The following is a 26,542-nucleotide window of genomic DNA, read 5'->3' as shown; positions in this document are numbered from 1 at the left end:
GAAACCGGCACCTCCAACGCGGCGCACTGCCCACGCCCTCACACCGCGACAGCGCGTGCCAACCGTGCGCACGCCGGCCCCCGCCATGCCGGATAGAATCACGCGATGACCGAATTCATTCCCACCGGTACCCGCTTCCACGCCCTGCCCTCGCCGTTGCCGATGAAACGCGGCGGCGTGCTGCATCAGGCCAGGGTGGCTTATGAAACCTGGGGCACGCTGGACGCGGACCACGGCAATGCCGTGTTGATCGTCACCGGCCTGTCGCCCAATGCCCACGCCGCGGCCAATGCCGGCAACCCCGAGCCCGGTTGGTGGGAGGCGATGGTGGGCCCGGGCAAGCCGATCGACACCGAGCGCTGGTTCGTGGTGTGCGTCAACTCGTTGGGCAGTTGCAAGGGCTCCACCGGCCCGGCTTCGATCGACCCGGCCACCGGCGCTCCCTACCGGCTGTCGTTCCCAGAATTGTCCATCGAAGATGTCGCCGATGCCGCAGCCGATGTGGTGCGTGCGCTGGGCATCGCGCAGCTGGCCTGCCTGATCGGCAACTCGATGGGCGGCATGACCGCGTTGGCGTTGCTGCTGCGCCACCCGGGCATCGCGCGCAGCCACATCAACATCTCCGGCAGCGCGCAGGCGTTGCCGTTTTCGATCGCCATCCGCTCGCTGCAGCGCGAAGCCATTCGCCTGGATCCGCACTGGAACGGCGGCCACTACGACGATGTGCAGTACCCGGAATCGGGCATGCGCATGGCGCGCAAGCTGGGCGTGATCACTTACCGCTCGGCGCTGGAATGGGATGGCCGTTTCGGCCGCGTGCGGCTGGATTCCGAACAGACCGCCGACGATCCATTCGGGCTCGAATTCCAGGTCGAAAGCTATCTCGAAGGTCATGCACGCCGCTTCGTGCGCTTCTTCGACCCCAACTGCTATCTCTATCTAAGCCGCTCGATGGACTGGTTCGATCTGGCCGAATACGCACCGCACGTGCCCGAGGGCGCAGCGCCGGAATCCGGCGTGCTGGCCGGGCTGGCGCAGATCCGCATCGCGCGCGCACTGGCGATCGGTGCCAATACCGACATCCTGTTCCCGGTGCAGCAGCAAGAGCAGATTGCGGAAGGCCTGCGTGTCGGCGGTGCCGATGCACAGTTCCTGGGCCTGGATTCTCCGCAGGGCCACGACGCCTTCCTGGTGGATTTCGCCCGCTTCGGCCCGGCAGTGCGGGCGTTTCTTGCAGACTGCTAAGCCGCTCATGGTGGGGGATCGATGCGTTATCAGGGGCGTCTGAGCGATTGGGATGACCACAAGGGCTTCGGGTTCGTCGTGCCGCATGGCGGTGGCGAACGTGCCTTCGTGCATATCGGCGCATTTGGGCCGCAGCGGCGGCGGCCCTGCAATGGCGATGTGCTCACCTACGCGGTGCAGCGCGATGCACACGCGCGGCTGAAGGCCACGCAGGTGCGCTGGGCAGACCGCAGCACCCAGGCCAGGACCCGGCAACGCGGCAGCGGCTTGCCGCGCAAGTTCATTGCGGTGATGTTCCTGGGCGCGATCGTCGCCGCGGTCGTGCTGCAGCGGCTGCCGTTGCTGGTGCTGCTCTGGTATGCGACCGCCAGTGGGGTGGCTGTGCTTGCCTACGCCATCGACAAGTCTGCGGCGCAACGCAACCAATGGCGGACGCCGGAGGCCACCTTGCACCTGATCGGTGTGCTGGGCGGCTGGCCTGGCGCGTTGCTGGCGCAGGAATGGTTTCGCCATAAATGCAGCAAGGCCGCGTTCCAGCTGACGTTCTGGATCACCGCCGGGTTGAATGTCGGCCTGTTGCTGTGGGCCTGGCTGCAGCCGGGGCTAATGGCCACGCTCCGAGCGGTGCTGGACTGAGCACGGCACCGTGACTGCGAGACACACCGGGACAGGTGCGTCTCGCTCAGGGCAGCGCTTCCAGCACTCCGTCCCGCATTCGGTAGCGCCGCTGCACCACGCCGTCGGGCACGCTGTCGTGGGTGATCATCACCAGGCTGCGCTGGCCGAGTGCGGCGGCCAGGTCAATCAACAGCGCATCTGCGGTATCCACGTCCAGGCCGTCGGTGGGTTCGTCCAGCAGCAGGATCTGCGCATCGCGCAACAGCGCGCGTGCCAGTGCAAGCCGGCGGGCCTGGCCAGCCGAAAGCGTGGCGCCGTTTTCGCCCACCCAGGTCTCCAGGCCGTTCTGGGCGGTGGCCCAGTCGCGCAGGCGCACCTGATCGAGCACGGCCCATAGCGCGGCATCGCTGGCAGCAGCAGCGCCGATGGTCAGGTTCTCGCGCACGGTGCCGGCAAACACCGGCGCGTTCTGCGGCAGCCAGGCGATGCGTTGGTGCCACTGCGCCTGCGCGAACGCGCGCAGCGCGATGCCGGCGTAGTCCACCTGCCCGTCCTGCGGGTCCCACAGCCGCAGCAGCAGGGCCGACAGCGTGCTCTTGCCGCTGCCGCTATCGCCGCTGATGGCGATGCGCTCGCCCGGGCCCAGCCGCAGGTCCACCGCCTGCAGCACCGGCCGCGCGGCCCCCGGCCAGGCAAAGCGCACCTGGCGCAGTTCCAGCACACCGCTGGGCGGCACCGCGACTGACTGCGGCGGGTCCTGCACCGAAGGCGCCTGGTCCACGATCGCCTGCAGGCGCTGCCCGGCCACGCGCGCACTCTGCAGCGCCTGCAACGCCAGGCCGGCGCCGGCCCACACCTCCAGCAAGGCCATGGTCAGGAACACCAGGCCGGCTGCCATCGCGGCGTCGATCAGGTCGCGCTCGGCCGCATCCAGCGCCAGCCACAGCATGCCCGCCAGGCCGATACCGCCGCAGAGCGCATGCAGCAGATTGCCGCCGATCAGGTGCCGCCGCTGGCTGCGGTCGCCCTGCGCCAACGCCGTGGCGGCGGTGTCGATGCGGGTGATCCAGGTGCCTTGTGCCTCCACCGCGGCCAGGTCCGCCGCACCCTCCAAGCCCTCGAAGGCCTGCGTGCGCAAGGCGGCGCGCTGCTGGGTGCGGCGCTGTTCGCGCGCGGCGCCGCCACGTGCCACCTGCCACGGCACCAGCACGCCGATCAGCAGCCCCAGCACCACCAGCAGCCGTGCAGCCGACGGGTAGATCACCGCGGAGGCGGCCACGCCGGCGCACCACACACCCAGCAATGCAGACAACGGCGCCAACGCGCGCACGCTGACGCCATCGACCTCGCCGATATCGGACATCAGCCGCGCCAGCAGGTCACCGGTGCGCGTGGCCGACAGGCGTCCGGGTGCGAGCGGCAACGCGCGACGGAAGAACCACACCCGCGCGTCGCGCGCGATGCGCAAGGTGGCATCGTGGCCGATCAGTTTCTCGCCATAGCGCGACACGATCCGCGCGAACGTCAACGCCCGGATCCCGGCCGAGGGCGAGAAGAAATTGAAGCCCGAGCCCATCCCGGCAACACCGGCCAGGGCTGCGGCGGTGAGAAACCCGCCAGACAGGCTGAGCAAACCAACGCCCGCCAGCGCGGTGACCAGCACCAGCACCGCCGACACCAGCAACCGCCACAGGTGGCGGGTAAACACATCGCGCAGGCGATCGGGTGCCGGGTGCTTCATGGCTGCTCCATCGCAACGCGCGCGCCGCGTAGATCGATCACCGTATCGGCCCACTGCATCACTGCGGCGCTGTGCGTGGCCAGCACCACGGCGCGTCCACGCGCGAACAGCGCAAGGCTGCGCAGCAGGTCCGCCTCGGTGTCGGGATCGAGAAAGGCCGTGGGCTCGTCCAGCAACAGCACATCGGGCTCCCGCAACAGCAGCCGTGCCAACGCCACGCGCCGGGCTTCGCCACCGGACAGCCCGAAGCCGCGCTCGCCGATCACCGTGTCCAGCCCGTCCGGCAGCTGCGTGGCAAACCGCAGCACCTGCGCCGCGTTGGCCACCGCGCGCAGGCGGGTGTCGTTGGCCTGTGGATCGGCCAGGCGCAGGTTGTCGGCGATGCTGCCGTGGAACAGGTAGGGCCGCTGCGGTGCATAGCCGATGCGCACGCCCGGCCGCACCGCCAGGCTGCCGCCCTCCAACTCCAGCCAGCCGGCCAGGCCTTCCAGCAGCGTGCTCTTGCCGCTGCCGCTGGGGCCAACCAGTGCGACACGCTGACCGGCCTCCAGGGCCAGGGAAAAATCGCGCACCACCTGCACTGGCGAGCCAGGCGGGCGCACTGCCAGCCCACGCGCCTGCAGCAACGGTGCGTGCGCCTGTGCCGGTTCCAGCGGCCGCGCCGGCACTGCCGGCACCTGCACCGCCACCGCAGGCGGTGCAAAGCCGTGCAGCAGGCGCTCGGCTTCGGACACCGCGGCCAGCGCGTTGGCGCGGTCGTGGTAGTGCGCGGCCAGCCGTCGCAGGGGTGCAAAGAATTCCGGCGCCAGCAGCAGGCAGAACATGCCCGTGCCCAGGCTCGGCAGCCCGTGCAGATCCAGCATGCCCAGGTAGCTCAACCCGAAATACAGCGCCACGATCGCCACGCTCACCGAGGCGAAGAACTCCAGCACGGTGGAGGACAGGAACGCGATGCGCAGCACTTTCAGCGAGCGCTCGCGCACGCCGTCGGCGGCTGCCGCAATACCGCCCAATTCGGCCTCGCCACGGCCGTACACTCGCAGCAGGCCCAGGCCCTTGAGGCGGTCGGCAAAGTGCCCGCCCATGCGCGCCAGCTCGCCCAGTTGTTCGCGGCCGGCGGCTTCGGCGCCCCACCCCACCAGCATCATGAAAAACGGAATCAGCGGCGCGGTGAGCAACAGCACCAGGCCCACCACCCAATCCACCGAGAACACCGCCAGCAGGATCAGCCCCGGCACCACCAGCATTTCGGTGCGCGCCAGCTGGTAACCAACGAAATAACCTTCCAGCGCGTCGCTATGCGCCAGGCTCAGTTCACCGAGTTCACCGCTGCGCTGGCGGCGCAACCACACCGGGCCGTGTTCGAGCAGGCGCCGTGCAATACGCAGGCGCAAGGCGTGTTTGGCGACATCGGCCACCTCGCCGGCCAGCGATTGCGCCCATGCGCCGCACAGCGCGCGACCGATCGCCGCACCCAGCAGGCCCAGGCCGACATGGCCCAGCTCCGCCAGTGGCCGGTGCTGCACCAGCACGGACTGGATCAGCCAGGCGATGGCGGCGGACTGCAGCAGCAACAACACGCCCGAAATCGTCACCGCCACGCCCGCCAGACGGCGCGCGCGCGTGGCCGGTGCGGCCAGCGCGTCCAGCCATTGGCCGCGCTGGCGGCGCTGCGCGGGCGTTTCGCTGGCTGGCACGCTGGGCTGGCTCACATCGCTCTCGGAAGACATCGCGGCGGATCGCAATTGTAAGTCGCCATCCCACGGCTGCGGGTTGGACAGTCTGACGCACCCATCGGTGGCCGCCTTGATTTGGATCAACGCGCCGGGCGCGGCAGGGGCAGATCATCCGCTGTGTTCCTACCGACACTCAACCAGGTCCACCCTGCCATGATCGACTCGACAGTCGTTGAACTGTCGCGGCTGCAGTTCGCACTGACCGCGATGTACCACTTTCTCTTCGTCCCGCTGACCCTGGGGCTTTCTTTCATGATTGCGATCATGGAGAGCGTCTATGTCATGACCGGTAAGGACGTCTGGCGCCGCATGACGCTGTTCTGGGGCGTGCTGTTCGGCATCAATTTCGCCATGGGTGTCGGCACCGGCATCGTGATGGAGTTCCAGTTCGGCATGAACTGGTCCTACTACAGCCACTATGTCGGCGACATCTTCGGCGCACCGCTGGCGATCGAAGGGCTGATGGCGTTCTTCCTGGAAGCGACCTTCATCGGCCTGTTCTTTTTCGGCTGGAGCCGGCTCTCGCGCGTGCAGCACCTCACGGTGACCTGGCTGATGGCGCTGGGCACCAACCTGTCGGCGCTGTGGATCCTGATCGCCAACGGCTGGATGCAGAACCCCACCGGCGCGGTGTTCAACCCGGACACCATGCGCATGGAGGTGGTGGACTTCATGGCGGTGCTGTTCAACCCGGTGGCGCAGGCCAAGTTCGTGCACACGGTGAGCGCGGGCTATGTCACCGGCGCAATGTTCGTCATGTCGATCAGTGCGTTGTTCCTGCTGCGCGGCACGCACCGCGAGCTGGCCCGGCGCTCGTTCGCGGTGGCTGCGGCGTTCGGCCTGTTCTCCGCGCTGTCGGTGGTGGTGCTCGGCGATGAGAGCGGCTATGCCGCCAACGAACACCAGAAGATGAAGCTGGCCGCAATCGAGGCGATGTGGGAGACCGAAGCCGCACCGGCCAACTTCACCGCGTTCGGCATTCCCAACCAGACCACGCACCGCAACGATTACGCGATCCAGCTGCCCTACCTGATGGGGCTGGTGGCCACGCGCTCGCTGGACCAGCAGATCCCCGGCATCCTGGATCTGGTCAAGCGTGCCGAACACCGCATCCGCGGCGGGCAGATCGCCTACGGTGCATTGCAACGCCTGCGTGCCGACAAGCACGACGTTGAAGCACGCAAGGTGTTCGATGCGCATTGGCAGGATCTGGGACACGGGCTGCTGCTCAAGCGCTATCGCGATGACATCGGCAACGCCACGCCAGAGCAGATTGCACAGGCCGCAATGGACACCGTGCCGCGCGTGTTGCCGCTGTTCTGGACGTTCCGGGTGATGGCGGCACTGGGCTTCTATCTGATCGCCTTCTTCGCCGCCGCGTTCTGGTTCTCGTGCAAGCACACTTTCGAAGACAAGCGCTGGTTCCTGACGGTGGCGCTGTGGTCGTTGCCGGCACCGTGGATCGCCATCGAATGCGGCTGGTTTGTGGCCGAGTACGGCCGCCAGCCGTGGGCGGTGGAAGGCGTGCTGCCCACGTTCTATGCCGCCTCCGGTCTTGCCCTGCATCAGATCCTGCTCTCGCTGGGCGGCTTCGTGGCGCTGTACACGGTGCTGCTGATCATCGAGATCAAGCTGATGCTCAAAGCCATCCGCAAAGGCCCGGACGCGTTCTTTCCCGCCTTGCGCGACACCACCTCCCCTGCCCCCACGCATGCCGGCGATGCGCTGGCTGGCGCTCAACCGTAACGGTCGGAGACACCCATGGATTTCATTGGATTGGACTACACAACGCTGCGCGTGATCTGGTGGCTACTGCTCGGCATCCTGCTGATCGGGTTTGCGGTCATGGACGGGTTCGACCTGGGCGTGGGCACGCTGCTGCCATTTGTGGCGCGCACCGATGCCGAGCGCCGGCTGGTGGTCAACACCATCGGCCCGGTATGGGAAGGCAACCAGGTGTGGCTGGTGCTCGGTGGCGGCGCGATCTTCGCAGCCTGGCCACCGCTGTATGCGGTGAGCTTTTCGGGCTTTTATCTGGCGATGTTCGTGATCCTGTTTGCGCTGATCCTGCGCCCGGTGGGTTTCAAGTACCGCGGCAAGCTGCCGGGGCAGCGCTGGCGCAGCAACTGGGACTGGGCGCTGTTTGTCGGCGGCTTCATTCCGGCGCTGATCATGGGCGTGGCGGTGGGCAACGTGGTGCTGGGTGTGCCGTTCCATTTCGACGACAGCCTGCGCGTGTTCTACACCGGCAGCTTCTTCGGGTTGTTGACGCCCTTCGCGTTGCTGGCCGGCCTGCTCAGCGTGGCGATGCTGGTGGCGCATGGCGCGGCGATGCTGGTGCTCAAGACCGACGGCCCGGTGGCCGACCGCGCGGCGCGCTACGGCAGTAGTGCGGCCGTGCTCGGCGTGGCGTTGTTTGCAGGTGCCGGTGCCTGGGTGGCGTTCGGGTTGCCCGGCTATGTGGTGACCTCGGCAACGGTGACCGACGCGGCCACCGACCCGCTCGGCAAGACCGCCGCCCTCACCGCCGCCGGTGGCTGGCTGCACAACTACCGCAGCATGCCCGCCACTGCAGTTGCGCCGCTGGTCGGCCTGCTGGGATTGGCCCTCAACGCGGCGCTGCTGCGCGCACGCCGTGGCGGCCTGGCGTTCATTGCCTCGGGCAGTGCCATCGCCGGCATCATCCTGACCGTGGGCTTTGCGCTGTTTCCGTTCCTGCTGCCATCTTCCAGCACACCGGGCTCGAGCCTGACGCTGTGGGATGCCTCCAGCAGCCGGCTGACGCTGTGGATCATGTTGCTGGCCACTGCGGTGTTCCTGCCGATCATCATCGCCTACACCACCTGGGTCTACCGCGTGCTCAAGGGCAAGGTCACCGCCGAAGAGATGGCCGGCAATCCCAACGCGTATTGAGCGCACACCTGCGGGCGCTGCTCCACGGCGCACCAGCGCTCGCATGCCCACACTTCAACGCAACAAGGAGTACACCGATGTGGTATTTCGCATGGATTCTTGGCACCGGTCTGGCCGCACTGGCTGCCGTGCTCAACGGCATGTGGTTCGAGGCGCGCGAGCAAGACACACCGCATTGATAAAAAAAGTTGTCTGCAGTGCTTGCCGATTTGGCATTCCCTATGTAACATACGCGGCTCCTTCGGGGTGTAGCTCAGTCTGGTAGAGCGCTACGTTCGGGACGTAGAGGTCGCAGGTTCGAATCCTGTCTCCCCGACCAAGTTTCAAAACACAAAACCGGCCTCGTGCCGGTTTTGTGTTTTCAGGCGCCGCCATAGTGCTGTGGTCGGTGCGGACGGTCTGTCATGTCTGGTGCACTTTCTACCGTTGCCTCACCTTCCGCACAGCGACGTGGTCGCGGGGTGGTGCTGGCTGCGGTTCTGTTGTCTGCGTTCAATCTGCGCACGGCGGTGACCTCGCTGACGCCGCTGCTGGAACGCATCGCGCATGAGTACGATTTTGGTGCCCCCACGATGGGCGCGCTAGGCATGTTGCCGACTGCCGCGTTCGCGCTCACCGGCGTGGCCACGCCCGCGTTGTTGCGCCGGTTCGGGCTGCTGCAGACCGCACTGATTGCCATGGGCTTGGCCACGATCGGTTTGCTGGTGCGCCCGCTGTTGCCGGGCACCGGGGGATTGCTGCTGGGCTCGCTGGTGGCGCTGGCCGGCATGGGCGTGGGCAACGTGGTGCTGCCGCCGCTGGTGAAGCGCTATTTCGGTGACCGCGTGGGTGGCGTCAGCACGCTGTACATCACCGTGCTCCAGGTGGGCACGCTGTTGCCGGCATTGATGGCGGTGCCGGTGGCCGATGCCTGGGGCTGGCGCAGTTCGATGATGGTGTGGATGCTGCCGGCGCTGCTGGCGTTGATCGCCTGGGCGCTGGTGCATGCGCGCCATCGCCGCCTGGCCGCGACCGGGCCGGCCCCGGTGACGCCCACCCCGGAAGCGGAAGGCCGAGTGGCACGCACCGCGCTGGGCTGGAGCATGGCGCTGACCTTCGGCATGACCTCGCTGGTGACCTATTCGATGTTCACCTGGCTGCCGACGCTGTTCCGCGAGGCCGGTGCGTCGCCGGCCTTCGGCGGCACCATGGTGGCGTTGTTCTCGGCGCTGGGCATGGTTGGCGCGCTGACCATGCCCGCCCTGGCGGTGCGCCTGCGCAACCCGTTCCCGATCGTGCTGCTGTGCGCGGCCTGCCACCTTGTGGCGTTCGCCGGGCTGTGGTGGGCACCGCTGGCGGCGCCGATCCTGTGGGTCACCCTGCTCGGCCTGGGGCCCAGCACGTTCCCGCTGGCACTGGTGCTGGTCAACCAGCGCAGCCGCACTGCCGCCGGCTCGGCGGCACTGTCGGGGTTTTCGCAGGGCATGGGCTACCTGGTGAGCTGCCTGGGGCCGTTCCTGTTCGGCTGGTTGCACGCCCACCGCGGCGGCTGGACCTCGCCCTTCCTGCTACTGGTCGCGTGCATCGTGATCCAGCTGGTGGCCGCCTGGGTGGCCTGCCGCCCGCAGTGGCTGGAAGACGTGTGGGCGCCGCCGGCACGCAGCGCCCGCGGCGTCAACGCACCGGCAGACTGATGTAGCTGCCCTGCCCCGGCGCCACGTACACGCGCTGGGTCGCCTTCTGATAATCGCCGGGCTTGGCGAAGAAGACATTGGGCACGTAGGTCTGCGGGTTGCGGTCGTACAGCGGGAACAGGCTGGACTGCACCTGCACCATCACCCGATGGCCCGGCTGGAAGGTGTGATTGGCAGTGGGCAGGCCGAACTGGAATGCCAGCGGCTGGTTGGCTGCCAGCGGCGCGGGCGTGCTGAAACCTTCGCGGTAGCGGCCGCGGAAGATCGCCATCGACACCGGCAGCTCATAGCCGCCCATCTTCGGGTCGGCCGCCATCTCGTCCGGGTAGACATCGATCAGCTTGACCACCCAGTCGCTGTCGCTGCCGCTGGTGGACGCTTGCAGATGCACATCCGGCGCGCCGGCGATCTGCAGCGGTGCGGTCAGCGGCTCGGTGACGAAAGTGAGGACGTCCGGGCGACCATCGACGAAGCGCTGGTCGTGCACAAGCCAGGTGGTCCACATGCTGCGGTCGCCGAAGTCGACCGGGCGTGGCACGAACGGCACCGGCTTGGCCGGGTCGGACACGTATTCCTCAAACGCCGGTTGCGCCGCCGTTGGCGCCTGGAACGACAGCTTGCCGCCGGCCTGCAGATACAGCGGCTTGCTCTTGGCTGTGCAGCCCTTGTCGCAACTACGTGGCCAGGTCTGCAGGCGGTCCCAATGGTTCTCGCCGGTGTTGTAGATGAACACCGGCGGCGTGGCGGCTTTCGGCGCGCCATCGACCAGGTACTGGTCGAAGAACGGGCGCAGCACATCGTGGCGGAACTGCCGCGCGGTATCGCCACCGAAGTTCAACGCACCCAGCGCGCTGCCATCGTAGTTGACCTGGCTGTGCCGCCACGGCCCCATCACCAGGTAGTTGAGCGTGTTGCTCTTGTCGCGCGGCTCCATCGCCGCATAGCTGTGGATGGCGCCCCACATGTCTTCCTGATCCCACAGGCCCTGCAGCCACATCGTGGGCACCTTCAGCGGCGTGCGCGCCATCACCTTGTCCAGCGCCTGCTCCTGCCAGAAGCTGTCGTAGGCGGCGTGCTCGGTGAGCTTGTGCCACCACGGCAGTTGTTCCAGACCCGCCGCCTTGGCGAAGTCGCCGGCCGAGCCGGCGCGCAGGAAATTGCTGTAGTCGTCATGGCCCTGGCGCGCGATGCCGGTGCCCTTACCGCGCTGGGTCAGCTGGCCGGTGAAGTAATCGAAGTTCACCTGGCGGAACGCGCCGTAGTTGAACCAGTCGTCGCCCATCCAGCCGTCCACCATGGGGCTTTCCGGCACCGCGACCTTGAGCGCCGGATGCGGGTTGGTGAGTGCCATCACCACGGTGAAGCCTTCGTACGAGGAGCCGATCATGCCGACCTTGCCGTTGGACTCCTTGACGTTCTTGACCAGCCAATCGATGGTGTCCCACGCATCGGTGGCATGGTCGACCTCGCTGGGATTGAGCGGCCCGCGCAACGGCCGGGTCATCACGTAATCGCCTTCCGAGCCGTACTTGCCGCGCACGTCCTGGATCACGCGGATGTAGCCACCTTCCACGAACACATCGTCGCCCTGCGCGAGCAGGTCCTTCATGTGCGGCGACGCCATGCGCTCGGTGCGGCCACTGGCGTTGTACGGCGTGCGCGTGAGCACCATCGGTGCGTTGCGTGCGCCCTTGGGCAGCACGATCACCGTATGCAACTTGACCCCATCGCGCATCGGAATCATCACCTCGCGCTTGATGTAGTCGTTGGCAGCGTCGCTTGCCACGAACGGCTTGCCGGTGATGTCCGGGGTCATCGGCGAGGTCTGTGCCAGCGCCGCGCTGGTGGCGGCGGCAACGGCGGTAGCGAGCAGGCAGGCGGCAAGACGACGCATCGACGACTCCGGAAACTGGGGGAAGTCGTCGACTGTAAGCAGCGCGCCGCTGCCGGGGGGAGTGTCAAAGGTCGTGGTTGCGGTGATGCGGCTGCCTGGCGGGCGAGCAGGCTGCGCGGTTGGCGGCCTGCGCTAGGTGCGCGTCTGCGTCCGCGTGATGTCCGCATGGAGCGGCGTACGCAGCGCAGGCTCTCGATGCACTGCCTGCGCAGGGTGATTTCCGGTTCGGCACTCGGTTGCGGGTGACTGCCAGCGTCTCAGCGACAACGAGGAAGGACGGCGTCACCATCGTCTGCGCCCGAGCAACGGCCCGGTGCATCGCGTAGCCCGCTGCTGCAACCATGCCTGCACTGGCGGCCTGTGCGCCAGCACCAGGCCAAGCCGTCAGTGCCGTACCTGGCCCTCACCACGCACCACGAAGCGCTCAACGGTCAGCGCCTCCAGGCCCATCGGGCCGTACGAATGCAGGCGCGTGGTGGAGATGCCGATCTCCGCGCCCAGGCCGAGTTCGCCACCGTCGGAAAAACGCGAGGAAGCGTTGACCATCACCACGGCCGAGCGCAGCGATTGCACGAACTGCTCGGCATTGGCCGTGTCCTGCGTGGCGATCACTTCGGTGTGGTCGGAGCCGTACTGGCGGATATGCGCCAGCGCGGTGTCCAGATCCGGCACCACGCGGATGGCCAGGATCAGGTCCAGGAATTCGGCGGCGTAGTCGTCGTCGCTGGCCGCGGCGATCTCGGGCAGCACTGCGCGCGTTGCCGCATCGCCACGCAGCTCGACGTGGCGCGCGCGCAACGCAGCGGCGGCGGCGGGCAGAAAGCGTTCGGCAATGTCTGCGTGCACCAACAGGGTCTCCAGCGAATTGCACGCCGATGGCCGCGAAGCCTTGCCATCCACCAGCAGGCGCACCGCCAGGTCCACATCGGCCGATGCATCCACGAACAGATGGCAGACACCCTTGTAATGCTTGATCACCGGCACGCGCGCGTGTTCGGCAACGAAGCGGATCAGGCCTTCGCCACCACGCGGAATCGCCAGGTCGACGATGTCGCTGAGCTGCAGCAACTCCAGCATGGTCTCGCGCCGCAAGTCCTCCACCAGCGTCAGCGCCGCTTCGGGCACGCCGGCCTCGCGCAGGGCACGCTGCAGGGCGCGCGCAATCGCGGTGTTGGAGTGAATCGCTTCGGAGCCGCCACGCAGGATCACACCGTTGCCGGCCTTGATGCACAGCGCTGCCGCATCAGCGGTCACATTGGGGCGGGCTTCGTAGATCATCGCGATCACCCCCAGCGGCACGCGCACCTTCTGCACGCGGATGCCGTTGGGGCGCACATCGTCGCGCGTGACCTGGCCCACTGGATCCGGCAGCACGGCCACCTCGCGCAACGCCGCGCCCACTGCCGACAAGCGCGCCGGCGTCAGCGCCAGGCGATCGAGCATCGCCGCCCCGGTGCCCTTCTCACGCGCCGCATCCACGTCACGCTGGTTGGCCTGCAGAATCTGCTGCGCATCGGTGTCGAGCGCATCGGCCATGGCCAGCAACAAGGCCTGCTTGGCGTCTGCGGACAGTTGCGACAGCACCTGCGCGGCGTCGCGGCATTGCAGGGCGAGCGATTTGATGGTCATTGGGGGGCCGGGATTCGAGAATCGGGATTGGGGATTGGCAAACGCAAGCGACCGTTTTATCACCACAAGGGAAGCAGTCGTTGGGACACAGAGACAACGTTTGGGAAACGCACAACAGATGCTGTTGCGAATCCCCAATCCCGACTCACCAATCCCTGCTACAAAACTACCAGATCATCACGATGCACCACATTCTCGCCATAGCTGTAGCCCAGGATCGGTTCGATCTCGCGCGAATGGCGGCGGGCGATGCGGCGCACATCCACTGCCGAATACTGGCTCACGCCGCGTGCCAGGCAGCGGCTGCCCACACTGTCGCGCAGGTGGATTTCCACCATGTCGCCACGGCGGAAATCGCCTTCGGCACCGGCCACGCCACCGGGTAGCAGCGAGGCGCCCTTGTCGGTGAGCGCCAGTGCGGCGCCGGCATCGATCAGGATCGTGCCCGGCTCCACCGGCGCATGCCGCAGCCAGTATTTGCGCGCGGCAATGCGCGTGCGCGCGGCGTGGATACGCGTGCCGCACAGCCGGTCCTGCGCCAGCCCGCGCACCACCTCGGCACTGCGGCCGTTGAACAGATAGGTTTCGATCCCGGCCGCGCCGGCCTTGGCGGCGGCTTCCAGCTTGGTGCGCATGCCGCCGGTGCCAACGCTGCTGCCGCTGCCGCCGGCCATCGCCAGCACCTCGGCGCTGAGTTCGGCCACCTCGTCGAGCGGGCGTGCCAGCGGGTTGCTGCGCGGGTCGGCGCTGTACAAGCCATCGATGTCGGTGGCGATGAACAAGGCATCGGCATCGACCAGCGCGGCCACGATCGCGGCCAGGTTGTCGTTGTCGCCGAGCTTGAGTTCGTCCACCGACACGGTGTCGTTCTCGTTGATCACCGGCAATGCGCCCAGCCGCAACAGTTCGCACAGCGTGGCGCGCGCATTGAGGTAACGGCGGCGGTTGCGCAGGTCGTCGTGGGTGAGCAGCACCTGTGCCACCGGGCGCTCGAAAAAGCGCTGCCACAACGCGATCAACTGCGCCTGGCCCAGCGCGGCCAGCGCCTGACGTGCGGCGATGGCGGCGCCGGCTTCGGCTGCCTTGGGCAGGATGGCGCGCCCGGCCGCCACCGCACCGGACGAGACGATCACCACTTCGCGCCCCGCCGCCAGATTGGCCGACACAAACTGCGCCAGGCCCAGCGCAAATCGCGGCGACAGGCCGCCGCCATCGGCCGCCAGCAGGCTGCTGCCCACCTTGAGCACTGCGCGCCGCCACGGCGGCAGCACCTGCTCGGTGAATAGCGAGGTCGCGACGACCGGCTGGGTCATGACCGTGCCCTACTGATTGCGGCAGCGATTACCACGCGTGCCACGCGGATGTGCAGCCTCACTGCGCGTTCCATTCGTACACCGTGAGCGTGGAGGCACCGCGCACGGCCAGGGGATCCTGCGCCACGATCTGCTGCGCCTGCGCCAGACCCTCGACATTGATCAATACGTACGCGCCACCACTGCCGTCGCTGAAGCCCCCGGTCAACTCCAGTTGCCCGGCGGCTCGCAGCGCATCCAGAAAATCGCGATGCGGCTGCACCACATCGGCCGGGAAGTCGGGCTGGCGCATCGCCAGGACCAGATAGCGCGTGGCCATCAGTCGGCCTCCGTTGGCGCGGCGCCCGGTGCCACCACGGCGGCGGTGGCCACGGGTGTGCTCGCGGTGGTCGTAAGCTCGGCCTTGCCATGCGGCGTGGAAATCACCAGAAACCGCGCCTGCTCGTCGGACAGGTTGTGCATCTGATGGGTCGAGCCGGGCGTCACATGCAGGCCCTGGCCCACCTTGAGCACGTGCTGCTCGCCATCCACCTGCAGCATGACTTCGCCTGCGAGCACATAGAAAAAATGCCGTGCACGGCTATGCCGGTGGCGTTGCTCCATCGCGCCGGGCGGCATGTGCTCTTCGAGCACGCTCAGCCCCGGGTCGCGCAGCAGGTGCCAGCCATCGCAGGCCTCGCCCCAGGGATAGTGCTCGGCGGTGTCGGCACTGAGGGTCGGGATCACTGCAGCGCCTCCCAGCGGGCGCGCAGCACATCCAGCTGCAGATCGGCCGCCGCACCGGGCGACACGCGTGCGGCCAGGCTGGCTTCCGGTGTGCGCCCCTGCCCTGCGCTGTCAGACGCGGCGGCGGCCGCCTTGTAGGCGTCGCGGAACGGCACCCCGGCCACGGCAGCTTCCACCGCCACATCGGTGGCGTACATGCCCGAATCGATCGCCGCGCGCAGCTTGTCCGGCCGCCATTCCAGGTTGGCCAGCAGGGCCGGCAACAGCTCCAGCGCGGCCAGGCCGCGCGCAAAGCCGTGCACGATCGCGCCCTTGCTGCTCTGCAGATCGCGGTGGTAGCCGGACGGCAGCGACAGCAGCTGTTCGATCTCGGTGCGCGCCGCTGCCACGCTGGCGTGGGTGGCGCGCATCAGTTCGATGACATCGGGGTTGCGCTTGTTCGGCATGATCGAACTGCCGGTGGTGTACTGCGCCGGCAGCGCGACAAAGGCGAACTCACCGCTGGTGAACAACGACAGATCCCAGGCAATCCGGCGCAGGTCCAGCGTTGCGCCACCCAGCGCTTCCAGTGCAGCCAGCTCGAACTTGCCGCGCGAGAGCTGGGCGTAGATGGGTGAGACCTGCAGCCGCGCGAAGCCAAGTTCGGCGGTGGTGTGCGCACGGTCCAGCGGCAGATTGACGCCATAACCCGCGGCAGTGCCCAGCGGGTTGGCGTCGACCAGCTTGAAGGTGTCGTTGGCGCGCACGGCGTTGTCGATGAAGGCCTCGGCCCACCCCGCCCACCACATGCCGGCCGAGGACACCACCGCACGCTGGATGTGCGTGTAGCCGGGCACCGGTAGCTCGGCTTCGGCCTGCGCGCGGTCCAGCGCCACCTTGGCCACCTCGGTGCTGAGCGCAGCTACGCGCTGCAGCTTGTCTTTCAACCATAGCCGCGTGGCCACCAGGATCTGGTCGTTGCGGCTGCGGCCGGTGTGGATCTTGCGGCCGGCATCGCCCAGGCGTTCGGTCAGCCGCGCTTCGATAGCCGAATGGCAATCCTCGTACTGCGCATCGAGCACGAACGTGCCGCTACGGAAGTGGCCGGCCAGCAGATCCAGCTGCTCGCTCAGCCCGCCCAGTTCCTCCAGCGACAGGATGCCGATGTGCTGCAGCCCCTGCGCATGCGCCTTGCTGGCCGCGATGTCGTACAGGAAGAACTCGCGGTCCAGGATGACGTCATCGCCAGCCAGGAAGGTCTGGATCTTGGCGTCCACCGCCACGCCGGGTTTTTGCCACAACAGATTGGTCATCGGAAAGCGTCTCGAAATAAGTCGTCCAATTGAATCCCCGCAGATGGATGTGCGGGCTTGTGCGAGGGACGCGCATCAACCAATTGCGGTCAATTCGTCCCAACCCAGCGCCAGGTTGAGGTTCTGCATGGCCTGCGTGGCCGCACCCTTGAGCAGGTTGTCCAGCGTTGCCACCACCACCACGCGCTTGTTGCCCGGTGCCACGGTGAACCCACCGATCTGCACGCCATGGGTGCCGGCGATGCGGCTTACCCACGGCGCTTCGTCCACGATCTCGATCAAGGGCTCATGCGCATACCGCTCCAGGTAGCGCGCGTGGATCTGCTCGCGCGTCAACGGCTGCTGCAGCCACAGGTTCACGGTCATGGTGATGCCGCGGAAATGCGGCGCCACATGCGGCATGAATTCCACCGGTACGCCGAGCTGCGCGGAGACTTCGCGCTCGTGCATGTGGTTGGTCAGCGCGTACGGCATCAGGTTGTCGGCCAGCAACGCGGGGTTGTTCTTGTCCGAGGGCGTGGTGCCTGCGCCGGAATAGCCGGAGACGCCAAAGCACTGCGGCGGGCCGGCCAGTTGCTCGCGCAGCGGCGCGATCGTCAGCTGCATCGCGGTGGCATAGCAGCCGGGATTGCTGATGCGGCGCTGGCCGGCGTAGGTGTGGCGGGTGAGCTCCGGCAAGCCGTAATACCAGGCCGGATCGAAGCGGTAGTCGGCCGACAGGTCGATCAGCAGTGTCTTCGGCCGGCTGGCATCGATGGCCGCCACGAAGGGCGCGGCCTTGCCGTTGGGCAATGCCAGGATCACCACATCCGCGGCCTTGGCAGCCACCGCGTCGGCGTCCAGGCTTTCATAGCGCAGCTCGCCCTGATAGCCGTCGCTGTGCTCGGCCACGCGCTGGCCGGCGAGCTCGCGCGAGGACACGAACACCAGCTGCAACTGCGGGTGCGCGGCAATCAGCTTGATGAGCTCCGCGCCGGTATGGCCGCGCGCGCCCACAATGCCGATGGTGGTTGGTTGAACAGTCATGCGTGTGCGTCCAGGCGGAACTGCAGGTGGCGTTTCACCCCGGCCCATTCCGCATTGATGATGGAAAACACCACGGTATCGCGTGGCGTGCCGTCGGCGTGGCGCGTGTGATTGCGCAGCACCCCGTCCTGCTTTGCACCCAGCCGCGCGATGGCCGCGCGCGAGGTGTGATTGAACCAGCTGGTCTCGAACACCACGCTCAGGCAGCCGAGCGTTTCAAAGGCATGCCCAAGCAGCAGGCGTTTTGCCTCGGTATTGAGGCCGGTGCGCTGCACCCGCGGCGCGTACCAGGTGTAGCCGATCGACAGCTTCGGCACCGACGCATCCAGTGCGTAGTAGCGTGTGCTGCCGGCGATCTCGCCCGCCGCATCGCGCACCACGAACGGCAGCGCAGTGCCGTCCGCCTGCGCGGCCAACGCGGCGGCGATGTAGTCATCGACTTGCGCAGCACCGGGCACGCTGGTGTACCACAGGCGCGACAACGCACCATCGGCCACTGCCGCACGCAAGCCATCGGCGTGGGCGGCGCGCAGTGGCTCCAGCGTGACGTGCTGGCCGCGCAAGGTGGGCACCTCGCGCCAAAGCGTTTGCGATGCGGCGGCCGTCATTGCACTCACCCCAGCAAGGTGGGTTGACGCGTCGCGCAATGCGCCACGCAGTGCTGGATCTGCTCGAAGTTTTCCAGCCCGTACCAGAACACCTTCCACTTTTCCTGCTTGATGCAGCCGTCGGATTCGGCGTAGTAGAAGATGTTGACCTGGTTGTTGTGACGCGAGCGCCAGAACAGCTGGGGGGTTTCTTCGCGCATCACGTTCCAGACCGCACGGCCCAGGCCTTCGCCCTGCGCGTCGTCGAGCACGGCGAACTTGTCCAGATAGGTCAAGGTGCCCTCGCCCAGCATGCCTTCATCGGTGAGGATCACCGCCGCGCGGTAGTTCTCGCTGACGTAGGCACGCAGCAGCTTGGTGTTGCTGAAATAGTCCGGCACCAACGTGCGGCCGAAGCTGGATTCGATCAGGGACGTCAGCCGCGGCAGGTCCAGCGCGTCCCACGAGGTCGCGCGCAGCACACGCTCGCCACGTCGCACCAGCGTGCCGGAGCCTTTGTGGGTGAACAGTTCCTTGGCCAGATCCGCCGGCCGGGTGATCGATACCGACGATTCCAGCGGCAGCCGATCGAGCAGATCCTTGATCTGTTCGATCTTCACCCGCATGCCGCCGTTGATCCACGGCTGCTGCATCAGATGGTCGTATTCGGTGGACAGGTTGATCGAGTCGATCAGCTTGCCGTCGGCATCCAGCAAGCCGCCGGTGCCGGTGAGGAAGATGATCTTGTACGGCTGCAGTTCCTGCACCAGTTCGTTGGCGGCAAAATCGGCGTTGACGTTGAGGATCTGCCCGCTCGGGGTTTCGCCCAGGCTGGTGATCACCGGGATCGAACCGGCCTGCAGGCTGGCTTCGATCGGCGCCAGGTTCACTGCCTTGACCTCGCCGACCAGGCCGTAGGTTTCGCGATCCAGATATTCGGCTTCGAAGACGCCGCCGGTGATCGAAGTCGCACGCGCGCCGTTCTGCTGCAGCGCTTCCACCAGCTTGAGGTTGGAGGCCTGAAACACCTTGCGCACGATCGCCAGGGCTTGCGGCGAGGTCACGCGCAGGCCGTTGACGGTCTGCTTTTCGATGCCGGCGGCCGAGAGTTCGGCATCCAGCTGCGGGCCCGCGCCGTGCAGCACGATCGGGGTGAGCCCTACTTCCTGCAGGAACGACAACGACGAGGTCAGCGCCTCCAGGTCGTCGCGCAACACCGCGCCGCCCACCTTGACCACCGCAAAGCGCTTGGCGTCCAGCTGCGAGAAACGCTTCAGGTACTGGCTGATCTCCTTCGCGCTGGCCATGCTCGAAAGCAGGCGCACGATGGTCTGGCGGGTCTGTTTGTGGGGCTGTGCAGGAAGGGACATTGCGGTGATCGTTGGGAGGAATGGCCGCGCCAGGCGCGGAACGCAGGCTCAGTGCGAGCCGTTGATGATGCGGTTGACCGACTCGGCGTAGCGCTGCAACTGCGCCAGCGTCACGAACTCGTCGGCGGTGTGCGCCTGGGCAATATCGCCCGGGCCATAAACCAGTGCGGTGTAGCCGCCGGCCGAAAACAGCGAGGCCTCGGTCCAGAAGTCCACCGCATTGCCGATCGGCAGGTCCAGCGCGTCGGCCACATCGCGCGCCGCCAGGCGACGCTCTTCGGCACGTGCGATGTCGCCCGATGGCAGGCTGGGGCCGCGAAAGGTTTCTTCGAAATGCGCCGCAGCCGGATCGGCAAACCCGGCAAAAGTCGCCAACAGGCCATCCACATCCATGGACGGCAGCGGCCGGAAGCCAAAGCGCAACTCGGCCGCCGGCGCGATCATGTTGGCCTTGATGCCGCCATCGACGCGGCCGATGTTGAAGCGCAAACCGGTCAGCCCACCGAAACGCGCGTGCGCCAGCGACTCGACATGATCCAGCGCCTTGCCGCCCCAGCGCATCGCCTGATGCAGCGCGCTGGCAGCCGGATCCTGCTTGCCGGACGCATGCCCGGCACGGCCAGCAAAGCGCATCAGCACCGAGCTGATGCCGCGATGCGCCAGCACCGCCTCGCCCATGGTCGGCTCGGCCACCAGCACGGCGTCATACGGCAAGCCACGCGCCAGAAACGCCGCGATGCACCGCGGGTCATTGGCTTCTTCGTCGGACGAAAACAGAAACGCCGCATCGCCATCGCCGGCATTGGCGGCCGCTACCAACGCCGCGGCCGCGCCCTTGATGTCGCAGACGCCCAGGCCGATCACCCGGTCCTCGGTGCGCCGCATCACGTGCGGATCGGCGCTCCAGTGCGGCGAATCCGGCACCGTGTCCAGATGCACATTGAACAGGTACTTCGGCGTGCCACGCACCGCGTACAGGCTCACCGCCCCATCGCCATGATCGATCACCTCGACCTGGAAACCGGGCAACTGCGCATGCAGATAATCGAAGATGCCACCTTCGGCAGCGATCGCACGCGGCGGATTGCGGGTGTCGAAGGACACCAGCGTTTCCAGGTGTTCGAGGGTGGAGGCGAGTAGATCGGTCATGTCTGTTTGATCATTGGTCCGAAGTGGCGGCTGGATGAAAGTGTGCAAAGCACGGAGGCGCGCAAACGACTGGTAAATCTCATCGAAGCGATTCCTTCTCCCCTTCGGGAGAAGGTGCCCCGAAGGGGCGGATGAGGGTGCGGGCGAAGCCTAGTGCACTGAACATCGCGAGAGCTTCGCTCCGTACCCTCACCCCAACCCCTCTCCCGAGGGGGAGGGGCTTTGCCTACGTGCCTGGAAACCTCAGCGATTCACCTGCGCGTACAGCGTAGAGCTCATCCCGAACAGCTTGATGAAACCCTCGGCCTCTTCCACGCCCCAATCTGCCGACTGCGCGTAGGTCGCGCCCTTGGCGTTGAGCAGGTGCGGCGAACGCACCGCCACCGCATCGACGCGGCCGCCACGGGTTTCCAGCGTCACTTCGCCATTGACCTTGGACTGCGACGACTTCAGGAACGCCTCGATATCGGTCTTGAGCGGGTCGTGATAGAAGCCCTCGTACACCAGCTCCACCCACTTGCGCGCCACGTCCGGCTTGAAGCGGTTCTGCTGCTTGGTCAGCACCGCATCTTCCAGCGCACGGTGCGCGGTGAGCAGCGAGATCAGGCCCGGCGCTTCGAACACGATGCGGCCCTTCAGGCCGATCACGGTGTCGCCGGTGTACACGCCACGGCCCACGCCGTACTGCGCGAACAAGGTGTTGAGCTTGGCCAGGATCTGCGCGCCCGGCAGCGCCTTGCCGTCCAGCGCCACCGCCTCGCCTTCGACAAACTTCAGCGTCACCGTCAACGCTTCGGTCGGCCACGCGCTACGCGGTGCGCACCAGCCGCGTGCGCCTTCGCCCGGTGCTTCCCAGCGATCGATCTCGCCGCCGGACATGGTCACGCCCAGCAGGTTCTCGTTGATGGTGTAGGCCTTCTGCTTGGCGCGCACGCCGAAGCCGCGCTCTTCCAGGTACTTCTGTTCGTAGGCGCGGGTCTGGGTGTGTTCTTTCTGGATCTCGCGAATCGGCGCCACAATCTGGTAGTCGCCCAGCGCCTTCACCGCCAGGTCGAAACGCACCTGATCGTTGCCCATGCCGGTGCAGCCGTGCGCAATGATCCGCGTGCCCAGTTCTTCGGCGCGCTTGAGCGCGGCATCGACGATCAGGTAACGGTCGGACACCAGCAACGGGTACTGGCCCTGGTAGCCCTCGCCGGCCCACACGAACGGCTTGACGAAGCCTTCCCAGATCGCCGGGCCGCCATCGACGGTGACATGGCTGGCTGCGCCCAGCTCGGCGGCGCGCTTCTCGATGAAATCGCGTTCTTCGGCATCCACACCGCCGGTATCGGCGAACACGGTATGCACGGCATAGCCGCGTTCCTGCAGATATGGAATGCAGAAGCTGGTGTCGAGGCCACCGGAGAAAGCGAGGACGATATCTTTGCTGCTCATGACGAAGTTCCTGGGGGCAAGGGAGAAAAGTTAGTCCGTCACCACGATGCGCGGTTCACAGCGCACCGGGAAGTTGACCGAATTGGCGATGAAACAGGCTTGATGCGCGAGATGATGCAGGGCGTCGGCAGTCGCGGGGTCGCCTGCGGAAATGGTCACCGTGGGCTTGAGCACCACCTCGCTGAAACGGCCGCTGTCAGCGTCGGTGAACATGCTGCCGATCGCATCGTCGACATAGCCGCGCACCACGATGCCGGACTCGGCAGCCAGGTGCAGGTACCACAGCATGTGGCAGGCCGATAGCGACGACACCAGCAGGTCCTCGGGATTGTGCAGACCCGCGTCGCCGCGAAACAGCGGGTCCGACGACCCGACGATCGGCGACTTGCCGGCGATGGCAATCTCGTGCTCGCGGCCGTAACTGCGATAGCTGTGCGTGCCCTGCCCGCGATCACCGGTCCAGGTGACACGGGCGGCATAACGATGCGTGTGGTGGCTCACGGGCGGTTCTGACCCACCAGCGCTGCCATGATCGCCTTCTGCACATGCAGACGGTTTTCGGCCTCGTCGATTGCGATGCAGTTGGGCGAATCCATCACCGCATCGGTGGCCTTGACGTTGCGACGCAGCGGCAGGCAGTGCGAAAACACGCCGTTGTTGGTCAGCGCCATCTTGCGTTCGTCGACGATGAAATGCTGGTACTGGTCGCGAATCGGCTTTTCCGGCTCCCAGTTGCCGAAGAACGGCAATGCGCCCCAGCTCTTGGCGTACACCACATCGGCGCCGGCATAGGCACTGTCGATGTCGTGGCTGACCTGCAGCGAGCCACCGCTCTCTGCCACGTTCTGCGCCGCCCAGTCCATGTAACGCTCGTCCAGGATATAGTCCGGGGTCGGGCACAGCAGGGTCACGTCCATGCCCATGCGCGTGGCGATGGTCAGTGCCGAATTGGCTACCGCGGTGTTCAACGGCTTGGGGTGGTAGGTCCAGGTCAACACGTACTTCTTGCCGCGCAGGTCCTGGGTGCCGAAATGCTCCTGCAGCGCCAGCGCATGCGCCAGCTCCTGGCACGGGTGGGTGATGGTCTCCATGTTGATCACCGGCACCGGCGAATACTTGGCAAAGCTCTTGAGCACCTGGTCTTCGCGGTCCTTGGACCAATCGACGAACTTCGGGAACGCACGCACGCCGATCAGGTCGACGTAGCGCCCCAGCACGCGCGCCACCTCGGCGATGTGCTCCTCGGTATCGCCGTCCATCACCGTACCCAGGTTGAATTCGATCGGCCACGCATCCTTGCCCGGCTGCAGCACCACCGCATGCCCACCCAGCTGGAACGCACCCAACTCGAAGCTGGTGCGGGTACGCATGGACGGGTTGAAGAACACCAGCGCGATCGACTTGCCCTTCAGCTCGCTTCCCAGCTTGTTGCGTTTGAACAACGCGGCCTGGGTCAACAGCGCATCCAGTTCGGCGCGGCTCCAGTCCTGGGTGTTCAAGAAGTGCTTCAGTGACATCGATCGATCCTTTGCTGCGTACTTCTGCTGCGTGGTCCGCCGCGAGCGACGGGTTGCGCGGAATGCGCGGTTCTTGCGAGTGAAACTTTTCCCGGGCCCGAAACGAAAAAACCCAGCCGCGGGCTGGGTTTTCGAAACAGGCAGCAAAACGCTCCGGTTACCCAGCGAAAATGTGGGATTCCGGTCGGCGGGCACGCGACGTCATGCCGGAGGCCATCCGGGCGGCGCTGGTGTCGTGCTGAAAGGCGTTTGCGTGCATAGGGCGCGAATCCTCGCACGCATGCGGGCACGGCGCAACCGCTGCGGGCCTCATCGCGGCGGCGCGACGATGGCGTCGGGAATGTACGGGGTCACCGAGACCCGGATCCGCAGCCGGTTGCCCGGGTCTTCCGGCAGCCGGGAACGGTATTTGGTGCCCTTGTAGACGTAGTCCACGTCGAAGGCGATCGGCCGGCGGAACTCGCGCGGCACCTCCACCACCTTGCAGTTGCGCCGCGTGCTGGTCGGCGGCACCGCTGCCGGGGCGGCCGGCTCGGGCTGGCGCGAGAACATCTCCTTGACCGAATCCATCATCCGGTTGATGCGGCCTTCGCCGGACTCGACGGGCGCGGCGGCCACCGCAGCGGCCTGCTCGGCCTCGCATTGCTCTTCGATGCGGGTGGCGCGCAAGGTCTGGTAGACCGGCTCCACGTTGAGCACCTGGGCATAGTCCAGCTTGACGTTTTCGATCACGACCACCCGGTTTTTCACGTCGGGTTCTGCCGCCTGCACCGGCAATGCCTGCCAGGCCAGCACACACAGCATGGAGAACGGGAGAAGTCGCATCAGGACCAAGGAGGCGGAGCAGAGCAATACGTAAGTGTATGGAGCTTGCGAGACCTTGGGCTGAACGCAGCCCATCCGGTTGCCATCGCTTGTCTGCCGGTTCGCCGCATCGCCGCGACCGGCTAGAATCGCCCAGTTACCCTCGCCAAGATGCCGATGAGCCTGCGCCTGCACAACAATCTGACGCGGCGGGTCGAGCCGTTCGCACCGCTCGATCCGTCCAGCCCCACCCTGTATGTGTGCGGGCCCACGGTCTACAACTATGCGCATATCGGCAATGCGCGTGGCCCGGTGGTGTTCGATGTGCTGGCGGCGCTGCTGCGCCGGCGCTATGGCGCGCTGCGCTACGCACGCAACATCACCGACGTGGACGACAAGATCAACGCCGCCGCCCAGGCGCAGGGCGTGCCGATCTCCACCATCACCGACCGCTTCGCGGCGATCTACCGCCAGGATATGGCCGCGCTCGGTGTGGTGCCGCCGGATATCGAGCCGGAGGCCACCGCGCACATCCCGCAGATCGTGGCGATGATAGAACAGCTGATCGCCAGCGGGCATGCCTATGCCGCCGAAGGCCATGTGCTGTTCGCGGTGGCCAGCTTTGCCGACTACGGCAAGCTGTCACGCCGCGATCCCGATGAAATGCTGGCCGGCGCACGCGTCGATGTGGCTCCCTACAAGCGCGACCCTGGCGACTTCGTGCTGTGGAAGCCCTCCAGCGACGACCTGCCCGGTTGGGACTCGCCGTGGGGCCGCGGCCGCCCCGGCTGGCATATCGAATGCTCGGCAATGGCCGCCGCGCACCTCGGGCCGACCATCGACATCCACGCCGGCGGCGTGGACCTGCAGTTCCCGCATCACGAAAACGAAATAGCGCAGAGCGAGTGCGCCCACGGCGGCGCCGTCTTCGCGCGGTTCTGGCTACACAACGGCATGCTCAACTTCAGCGGCGCCAAGATGAGCAAGTCGCTGGGCAACATCGAGACCGTGCACGACCTGATCGCCAAGCACCGGCCTGAAGCGCTGCGCTGCGCGTTGTTGAGTGCGCATTACCGCCAGCCCTTGGATTGGTCGGATGGCTTGATTGAGACCGAGACCAACAGGCTCGACGGCTTGTACAAACTGCTGAATCGTTTGAAGGCTTTTGATGAAGTTCAAGCTTCGATCCCTGACGAGATTGAAGATGCATTGAACGAAGACCTCAATACGCCGCTGGCTCTCAGAGTGCTGGCAAAATTTGCTGACCGGGCGCGTCGCGCACTGAAGGAGTTTGCACCGCCAGGCGGGCCAGACAGCGAGCAGACCGGCAGCACCGACGCCGTGAAGAAAGCCAAAGCCGAACTCCTCGGCGCTGGCTTGGCCCTGGGACTGTTGCAACAAGATCCGGCCGCTTGGTTATCGCGTGGCAACAAGGCTGGCACCAGCACTGATGCAGGCGACGATGCGCGTATCACTGCGCTGGTCGAAGAGCGCAATGCCGCAAAGAAAACCAAGGATTTCGCTCACGCCGATGCCATCCGCCAGCAGCTGGCCGACGAAGGCATCGTGCTGGAAGACACCCCACAAGGCGTGCGCTGGAAGCGTGCATGACTTTATTCCCTTCTCCCTCCGGGAGAAGGTGCCCCGCAGGGGCGGATGAGGGTGCGAGCGAAGCCACGTGCATCGATTTTTTTGAGGTAAGAGCGAAGCCACCCGCATCGAACTCCAGCGAAGCTTCGCCCGTACCCTCGCCCCAACCCCCGCTCCGCGCCCCGGCCCGCGCTGGCGGCGCGGGCGCTCCAAGGCCCGCGCGCCAGTGGCGCGCAAACCGTGCCTTCTCGCCCCGAAGGGAGAGGGGCTTTGACCGAACGA

Annotated in this window: 23 protein-coding genes and 1 tRNA gene; 8 read left to right on the top strand and 16 right to left on the bottom strand. The window is 66.5% G+C overall.

Annotated elements, in window-relative coordinates:
* The first annotated feature begins 105 nt into the window (after positions 1-105).
* Positions 106-1,245 carry a homoserine O-acetyltransferase MetX gene (gene metX, locus ACCQ01_RS11685; RefSeq protein WP_228432691.1) on the top strand — a complete coding sequence of 380 codons (1,140 nt, stop codon included), beginning with the start codon at positions 106-108 and terminating at the stop codon, positions 1,243-1,245.
* 21 nt (positions 1,246-1,266) lie between these two features.
* Positions 1,267-1,881, top strand: a complete 615-nt coding sequence (locus tag ACCQ01_RS11680; RefSeq protein WP_221291062.1) for a DUF1294 domain-containing protein — start codon at positions 1,267-1,269, stop codon at positions 1,879-1,881.
* A 46-nt stretch (positions 1,882-1,927) separates the two neighbouring features.
* Here the strand turns inward: ACCQ01_RS11680 and cydC are convergent, their stop codons facing one another.
* Together cydC and cydD are read right to left on the bottom strand one after the other, a co-directional pair.
* On the bottom strand, positions 1,928-3,604 hold the full coding sequence (cydC, locus tag ACCQ01_RS11675) for a thiol reductant ABC exporter subunit CydC (RefSeq protein ID WP_228432690.1): 1,677 nt from the start codon (positions 3,602-3,604) through the stop codon (positions 1,928-1,930).
* Positions 3,601-5,334: a thiol reductant ABC exporter subunit CydD gene (cydD, locus tag ACCQ01_RS11670; RefSeq protein WP_228432689.1), complete on the bottom strand. Its 1,734-nt coding sequence runs from the start codon at positions 5,332-5,334 to the stop codon at positions 3,601-3,603. Before cydD ends, cydC begins: the two co-directional genes overlap by 4 nt.
* Before the next feature lie 159 nt (positions 5,335-5,493).
* Between cydD and ACCQ01_RS11665 the strand changes: the two genes are divergently transcribed.
* The 5 genes from ACCQ01_RS11665 to ACCQ01_RS11645 all read left to right on the top strand — a co-directional run bounded on the left by ACCQ01_RS11665 (position 5,494) and on the right by ACCQ01_RS11645 (position 9,926).
* Complete coding sequence (locus ACCQ01_RS11665) at positions 5,494-7,086, top strand: cytochrome ubiquinol oxidase subunit I (RefSeq protein WP_228432688.1); 1,593 nt, start codon at positions 5,494-5,496, stop codon at positions 7,084-7,086.
* A 15-nt stretch (positions 7,087-7,101) separates the two neighbouring features.
* Complete coding sequence (gene cydB / locus ACCQ01_RS11660) at positions 7,102-8,253, top strand: cytochrome d ubiquinol oxidase subunit II (RefSeq protein WP_228432687.1); 1,152 nt, start codon at positions 7,102-7,104, stop codon at positions 8,251-8,253.
* Positions 8,254-8,330: 77 nt separating this feature from the next.
* Positions 8,331-8,432, top strand: a complete 102-nt coding sequence (gene cydX, locus ACCQ01_RS11655) for a cytochrome bd-I oxidase subunit CydX (protein ID WP_011037379.1) — start codon at positions 8,331-8,333, stop codon at positions 8,430-8,432.
* Between the two features lie 63 nt (positions 8,433-8,495).
* A tRNA-Pro gene (locus ACCQ01_RS11650) sits at positions 8,496-8,572 on the top strand.
* Between the two features lie 85 nt (positions 8,573-8,657).
* Positions 8,658-9,926, top strand: coding sequence for a CynX/NimT family MFS transporter (locus ACCQ01_RS11645; protein WP_228432686.1), 1,269 nt, complete (start codon positions 8,658-8,660; stop codon positions 9,924-9,926).
* Here ACCQ01_RS11645 and ACCQ01_RS11640 read toward each other — a convergent pair.
* The 14 genes from ACCQ01_RS11640 to ACCQ01_RS11575 form a co-directional block, all read right to left on the bottom strand.
* Positions 9,907-11,820 carry a CocE/NonD family hydrolase gene (locus ACCQ01_RS11640; protein WP_228432685.1) on the bottom strand — a complete coding sequence of 638 codons (1,914 nt, stop codon included), beginning with the start codon at positions 11,818-11,820 and terminating at the stop codon, positions 9,907-9,909. The two genes, ACCQ01_RS11645 and ACCQ01_RS11640, sit on opposite strands and share 20 nt — an antisense overlap.
* Before the next feature lie 384 nt (positions 11,821-12,204).
* Complete coding sequence (locus ACCQ01_RS11635; RefSeq protein WP_228432684.1) at positions 12,205-13,449, bottom strand: glutamate-5-semialdehyde dehydrogenase; 1,245 nt, start codon at positions 13,447-13,449, stop codon at positions 12,205-12,207.
* 158 nt (positions 13,450-13,607) lie between these two features.
* Complete coding sequence (gene proB / locus ACCQ01_RS11630) at positions 13,608-14,762, bottom strand: glutamate 5-kinase (RefSeq protein WP_228432683.1); 1,155 nt, start codon at positions 14,760-14,762, stop codon at positions 13,608-13,610.
* A gap of 58 nt (positions 14,763-14,820) precedes the next feature.
* Complete coding sequence (locus ACCQ01_RS11625; RefSeq protein WP_012438175.1) at positions 14,821-15,081, bottom strand: YciI family protein; 261 nt, start codon at positions 15,079-15,081, stop codon at positions 14,821-14,823.
* On the bottom strand, positions 15,081-15,488 hold the full coding sequence (locus ACCQ01_RS11620) for a cupin domain-containing protein (RefSeq protein ID WP_042599276.1): 408 nt from the start codon (positions 15,486-15,488) through the stop codon (positions 15,081-15,083). Before ACCQ01_RS11620 ends, ACCQ01_RS11625 begins: the two co-directional genes overlap by 1 nt.
* Positions 15,485-16,780 (bottom strand): argininosuccinate lyase, encoded by a 1,296-nt coding sequence (locus ACCQ01_RS11615; RefSeq protein ID WP_228432682.1) that lies wholly within the window; start codon positions 16,778-16,780, stop codon positions 15,485-15,487. The genes ACCQ01_RS11620 and ACCQ01_RS11615 overlap by 4 nt, the downstream gene beginning before the upstream one ends.
* 75 nt (positions 16,781-16,855) lie before the next feature.
* Positions 16,856-17,806: an N-acetyl-gamma-glutamyl-phosphate reductase gene (gene argC, locus ACCQ01_RS11610; protein WP_228432681.1), complete on the bottom strand. Its 951-nt coding sequence runs from the start codon at positions 17,804-17,806 to the stop codon at positions 16,856-16,858.
* Positions 17,803-18,414, bottom strand: coding sequence for a GNAT family N-acetyltransferase (locus tag ACCQ01_RS11605; RefSeq protein ID WP_019237602.1), 612 nt, complete (start codon positions 18,412-18,414; stop codon positions 17,803-17,805). Before ACCQ01_RS11605 ends, argC begins: the two co-directional genes overlap by 4 nt.
* Positions 18,415-18,419: 5 nt before the next feature.
* Entirely contained in the window at positions 18,420-19,763 is a 1,344-nt protein-coding gene (locus ACCQ01_RS11600) for an acetylglutamate kinase (RefSeq protein WP_228432680.1), read from the bottom strand.
* 48 nt (positions 19,764-19,811) lie between these two features.
* A complete protein-coding gene (locus tag ACCQ01_RS11595; protein WP_228432679.1) occupies positions 19,812-20,912 on the bottom strand; it encodes an acetylornithine deacetylase in 1,101 nt (366 codons plus the stop codon).
* A 243-nt stretch (positions 20,913-21,155) separates the two neighbouring features.
* Complete coding sequence (locus ACCQ01_RS11590; RefSeq protein ID WP_011037391.1) at positions 21,156-22,349, bottom strand: argininosuccinate synthase; 1,194 nt, start codon at positions 22,347-22,349, stop codon at positions 21,156-21,158.
* Positions 22,350-22,379: 30 nt separating this feature from the next.
* Positions 22,380-22,850, bottom strand: coding sequence for an OsmC family protein (locus ACCQ01_RS11585; RefSeq protein WP_228432678.1), 471 nt, complete (start codon positions 22,848-22,850; stop codon positions 22,380-22,382).
* Complete coding sequence (locus ACCQ01_RS11580) at positions 22,847-23,866, bottom strand: N-acetylornithine carbamoyltransferase (protein WP_042599282.1); 1,020 nt, start codon at positions 23,864-23,866, stop codon at positions 22,847-22,849. The genes ACCQ01_RS11585 and ACCQ01_RS11580 overlap by 4 nt, the downstream gene beginning before the upstream one ends.
* A 309-nt stretch (positions 23,867-24,175) precedes the next feature.
* Positions 24,176-24,691 (bottom strand): hypothetical protein, encoded by a 516-nt coding sequence (locus ACCQ01_RS11575; RefSeq protein ID WP_042599283.1) that lies wholly within the window; start codon positions 24,689-24,691, stop codon positions 24,176-24,178.
* 156 nt (positions 24,692-24,847) lie between these two features.
* Here ACCQ01_RS11575 and cysS point away from each other — a divergent pair, with 156 nt between their 5' ends.
* On the top strand, positions 24,848-26,281 hold the full coding sequence (gene cysS, locus ACCQ01_RS11570) for a cysteine--tRNA ligase (protein ID WP_228432677.1): 1,434 nt from the start codon (positions 24,848-24,850) through the stop codon (positions 26,279-26,281).
* Positions 26,282-26,542: the final 261 nt, after the last annotated feature.

This window comes from Xanthomonas sp. NCPPB 4037, assembly GCF_041475695.2.
GTDB classification, from domain to species: Bacteria; Pseudomonadota; Gammaproteobacteria; order Xanthomonadales; family Xanthomonadaceae; genus Xanthomonas; species Xanthomonas campestris.
This window is presented reverse-complemented; position numbering and strand designations above follow the sequence as displayed.

Bases quoted from the DNA above. Each gene is read 5' to 3' on its own strand.
- cysS (WP_228432677.1), top strand. From the start codon at position 24,848: ATGAGCCTGCGCCTGCACAACAATCTGACGCGGCGGGTCGAGCCGTTC.
- ACCQ01_RS11680 (WP_221291062.1), top strand. From the start codon at position 1,267: ATGCGTTATCAGGGGCGTCTGAGCGATTGGGATGACCACAAGGGCTTC.
- cydB (WP_228432687.1), top strand. From the start codon at position 7,102: ATGGATTTCATTGGATTGGACTACACAACGCTGCGCGTGATCTGGTGG.
- proB (WP_228432683.1), bottom strand. From the start codon at position 14,762: ATGACCCAGCCGGTCGTCGCGACCTCGCTATTCACCGAGCAGGTGCTG.
- ACCQ01_RS11625 (WP_012438175.1), bottom strand. From the start codon at position 15,081: ATGGCCACGCGCTATCTGGTCCTGGCGATGCGCCAGCCCGACTTCCCG.
- ACCQ01_RS11665 (WP_228432688.1), top strand. From the start codon at position 5,494: ATGATCGACTCGACAGTCGTTGAACTGTCGCGGCTGCAGTTCGCACTG.
- ACCQ01_RS11595 (WP_228432679.1), bottom strand. From the start codon at position 20,912: ATGACCGATCTACTCGCCTCCACCCTCGAACACCTGGAAACGCTGGTG.
- cydC (WP_228432690.1), bottom strand. From the start codon at position 3,604: ATGAAGCACCCGGCACCCGATCGCCTGCGCGATGTGTTTACCCGCCAC.
- cydX (WP_011037379.1), top strand. From the start codon at position 8,331: ATGTGGTATTTCGCATGGATTCTTGGCACCGGTCTGGCCGCACTGGCT.
- ACCQ01_RS11615 (WP_228432682.1), bottom strand. From the start codon at position 16,780: ATGACCAATCTGTTGTGGCAAAAACCCGGCGTGGCGGTGGACGCCAAG.
- ACCQ01_RS11605 (WP_019237602.1), bottom strand. From the start codon at position 18,414: ATGACGGCCGCCGCATCGCAAACGCTTTGGCGCGAGGTGCCCACCTTG.
- metX (WP_228432691.1), top strand. From the start codon at position 106: ATGACCGAATTCATTCCCACCGGTACCCGCTTCCACGCCCTGCCCTCG.
- ACCQ01_RS11580 (WP_042599282.1), bottom strand. From the start codon at position 23,866: ATGTCACTGAAGCACTTCTTGAACACCCAGGACTGGAGCCGCGCCGAA.
- ACCQ01_RS11575 (WP_042599283.1), bottom strand. From the start codon at position 24,691: ATGCGACTTCTCCCGTTCTCCATGCTGTGTGTGCTGGCCTGGCAGGCA.
- ACCQ01_RS11600 (WP_228432680.1), bottom strand. From the start codon at position 19,763: ATGTCCCTTCCTGCACAGCCCCACAAACAGACCCGCCAGACCATCGTG.
- ACCQ01_RS11645 (WP_228432686.1), top strand. From the start codon at position 8,658: ATGTCTGGTGCACTTTCTACCGTTGCCTCACCTTCCGCACAGCGACGT.
- ACCQ01_RS11590 (WP_011037391.1), bottom strand. From the start codon at position 22,349: ATGAGCAGCAAAGATATCGTCCTCGCTTTCTCCGGTGGCCTCGACACC.
- ACCQ01_RS11640 (WP_228432685.1), bottom strand. From the start codon at position 11,820: ATGCGTCGTCTTGCCGCCTGCCTGCTCGCTACCGCCGTTGCCGCCGCC.
- cydD (WP_228432689.1), bottom strand. From the start codon at position 5,334: ATGTCTTCCGAGAGCGATGTGAGCCAGCCCAGCGTGCCAGCCAGCGAA.
- argC (WP_228432681.1), bottom strand. From the start codon at position 17,806: ATGACTGTTCAACCAACCACCATCGGCATTGTGGGCGCGCGCGGCCAT.
- ACCQ01_RS11635 (WP_228432684.1), bottom strand. From the start codon at position 13,449: ATGACCATCAAATCGCTCGCCCTGCAATGCCGCGACGCCGCGCAGGTG.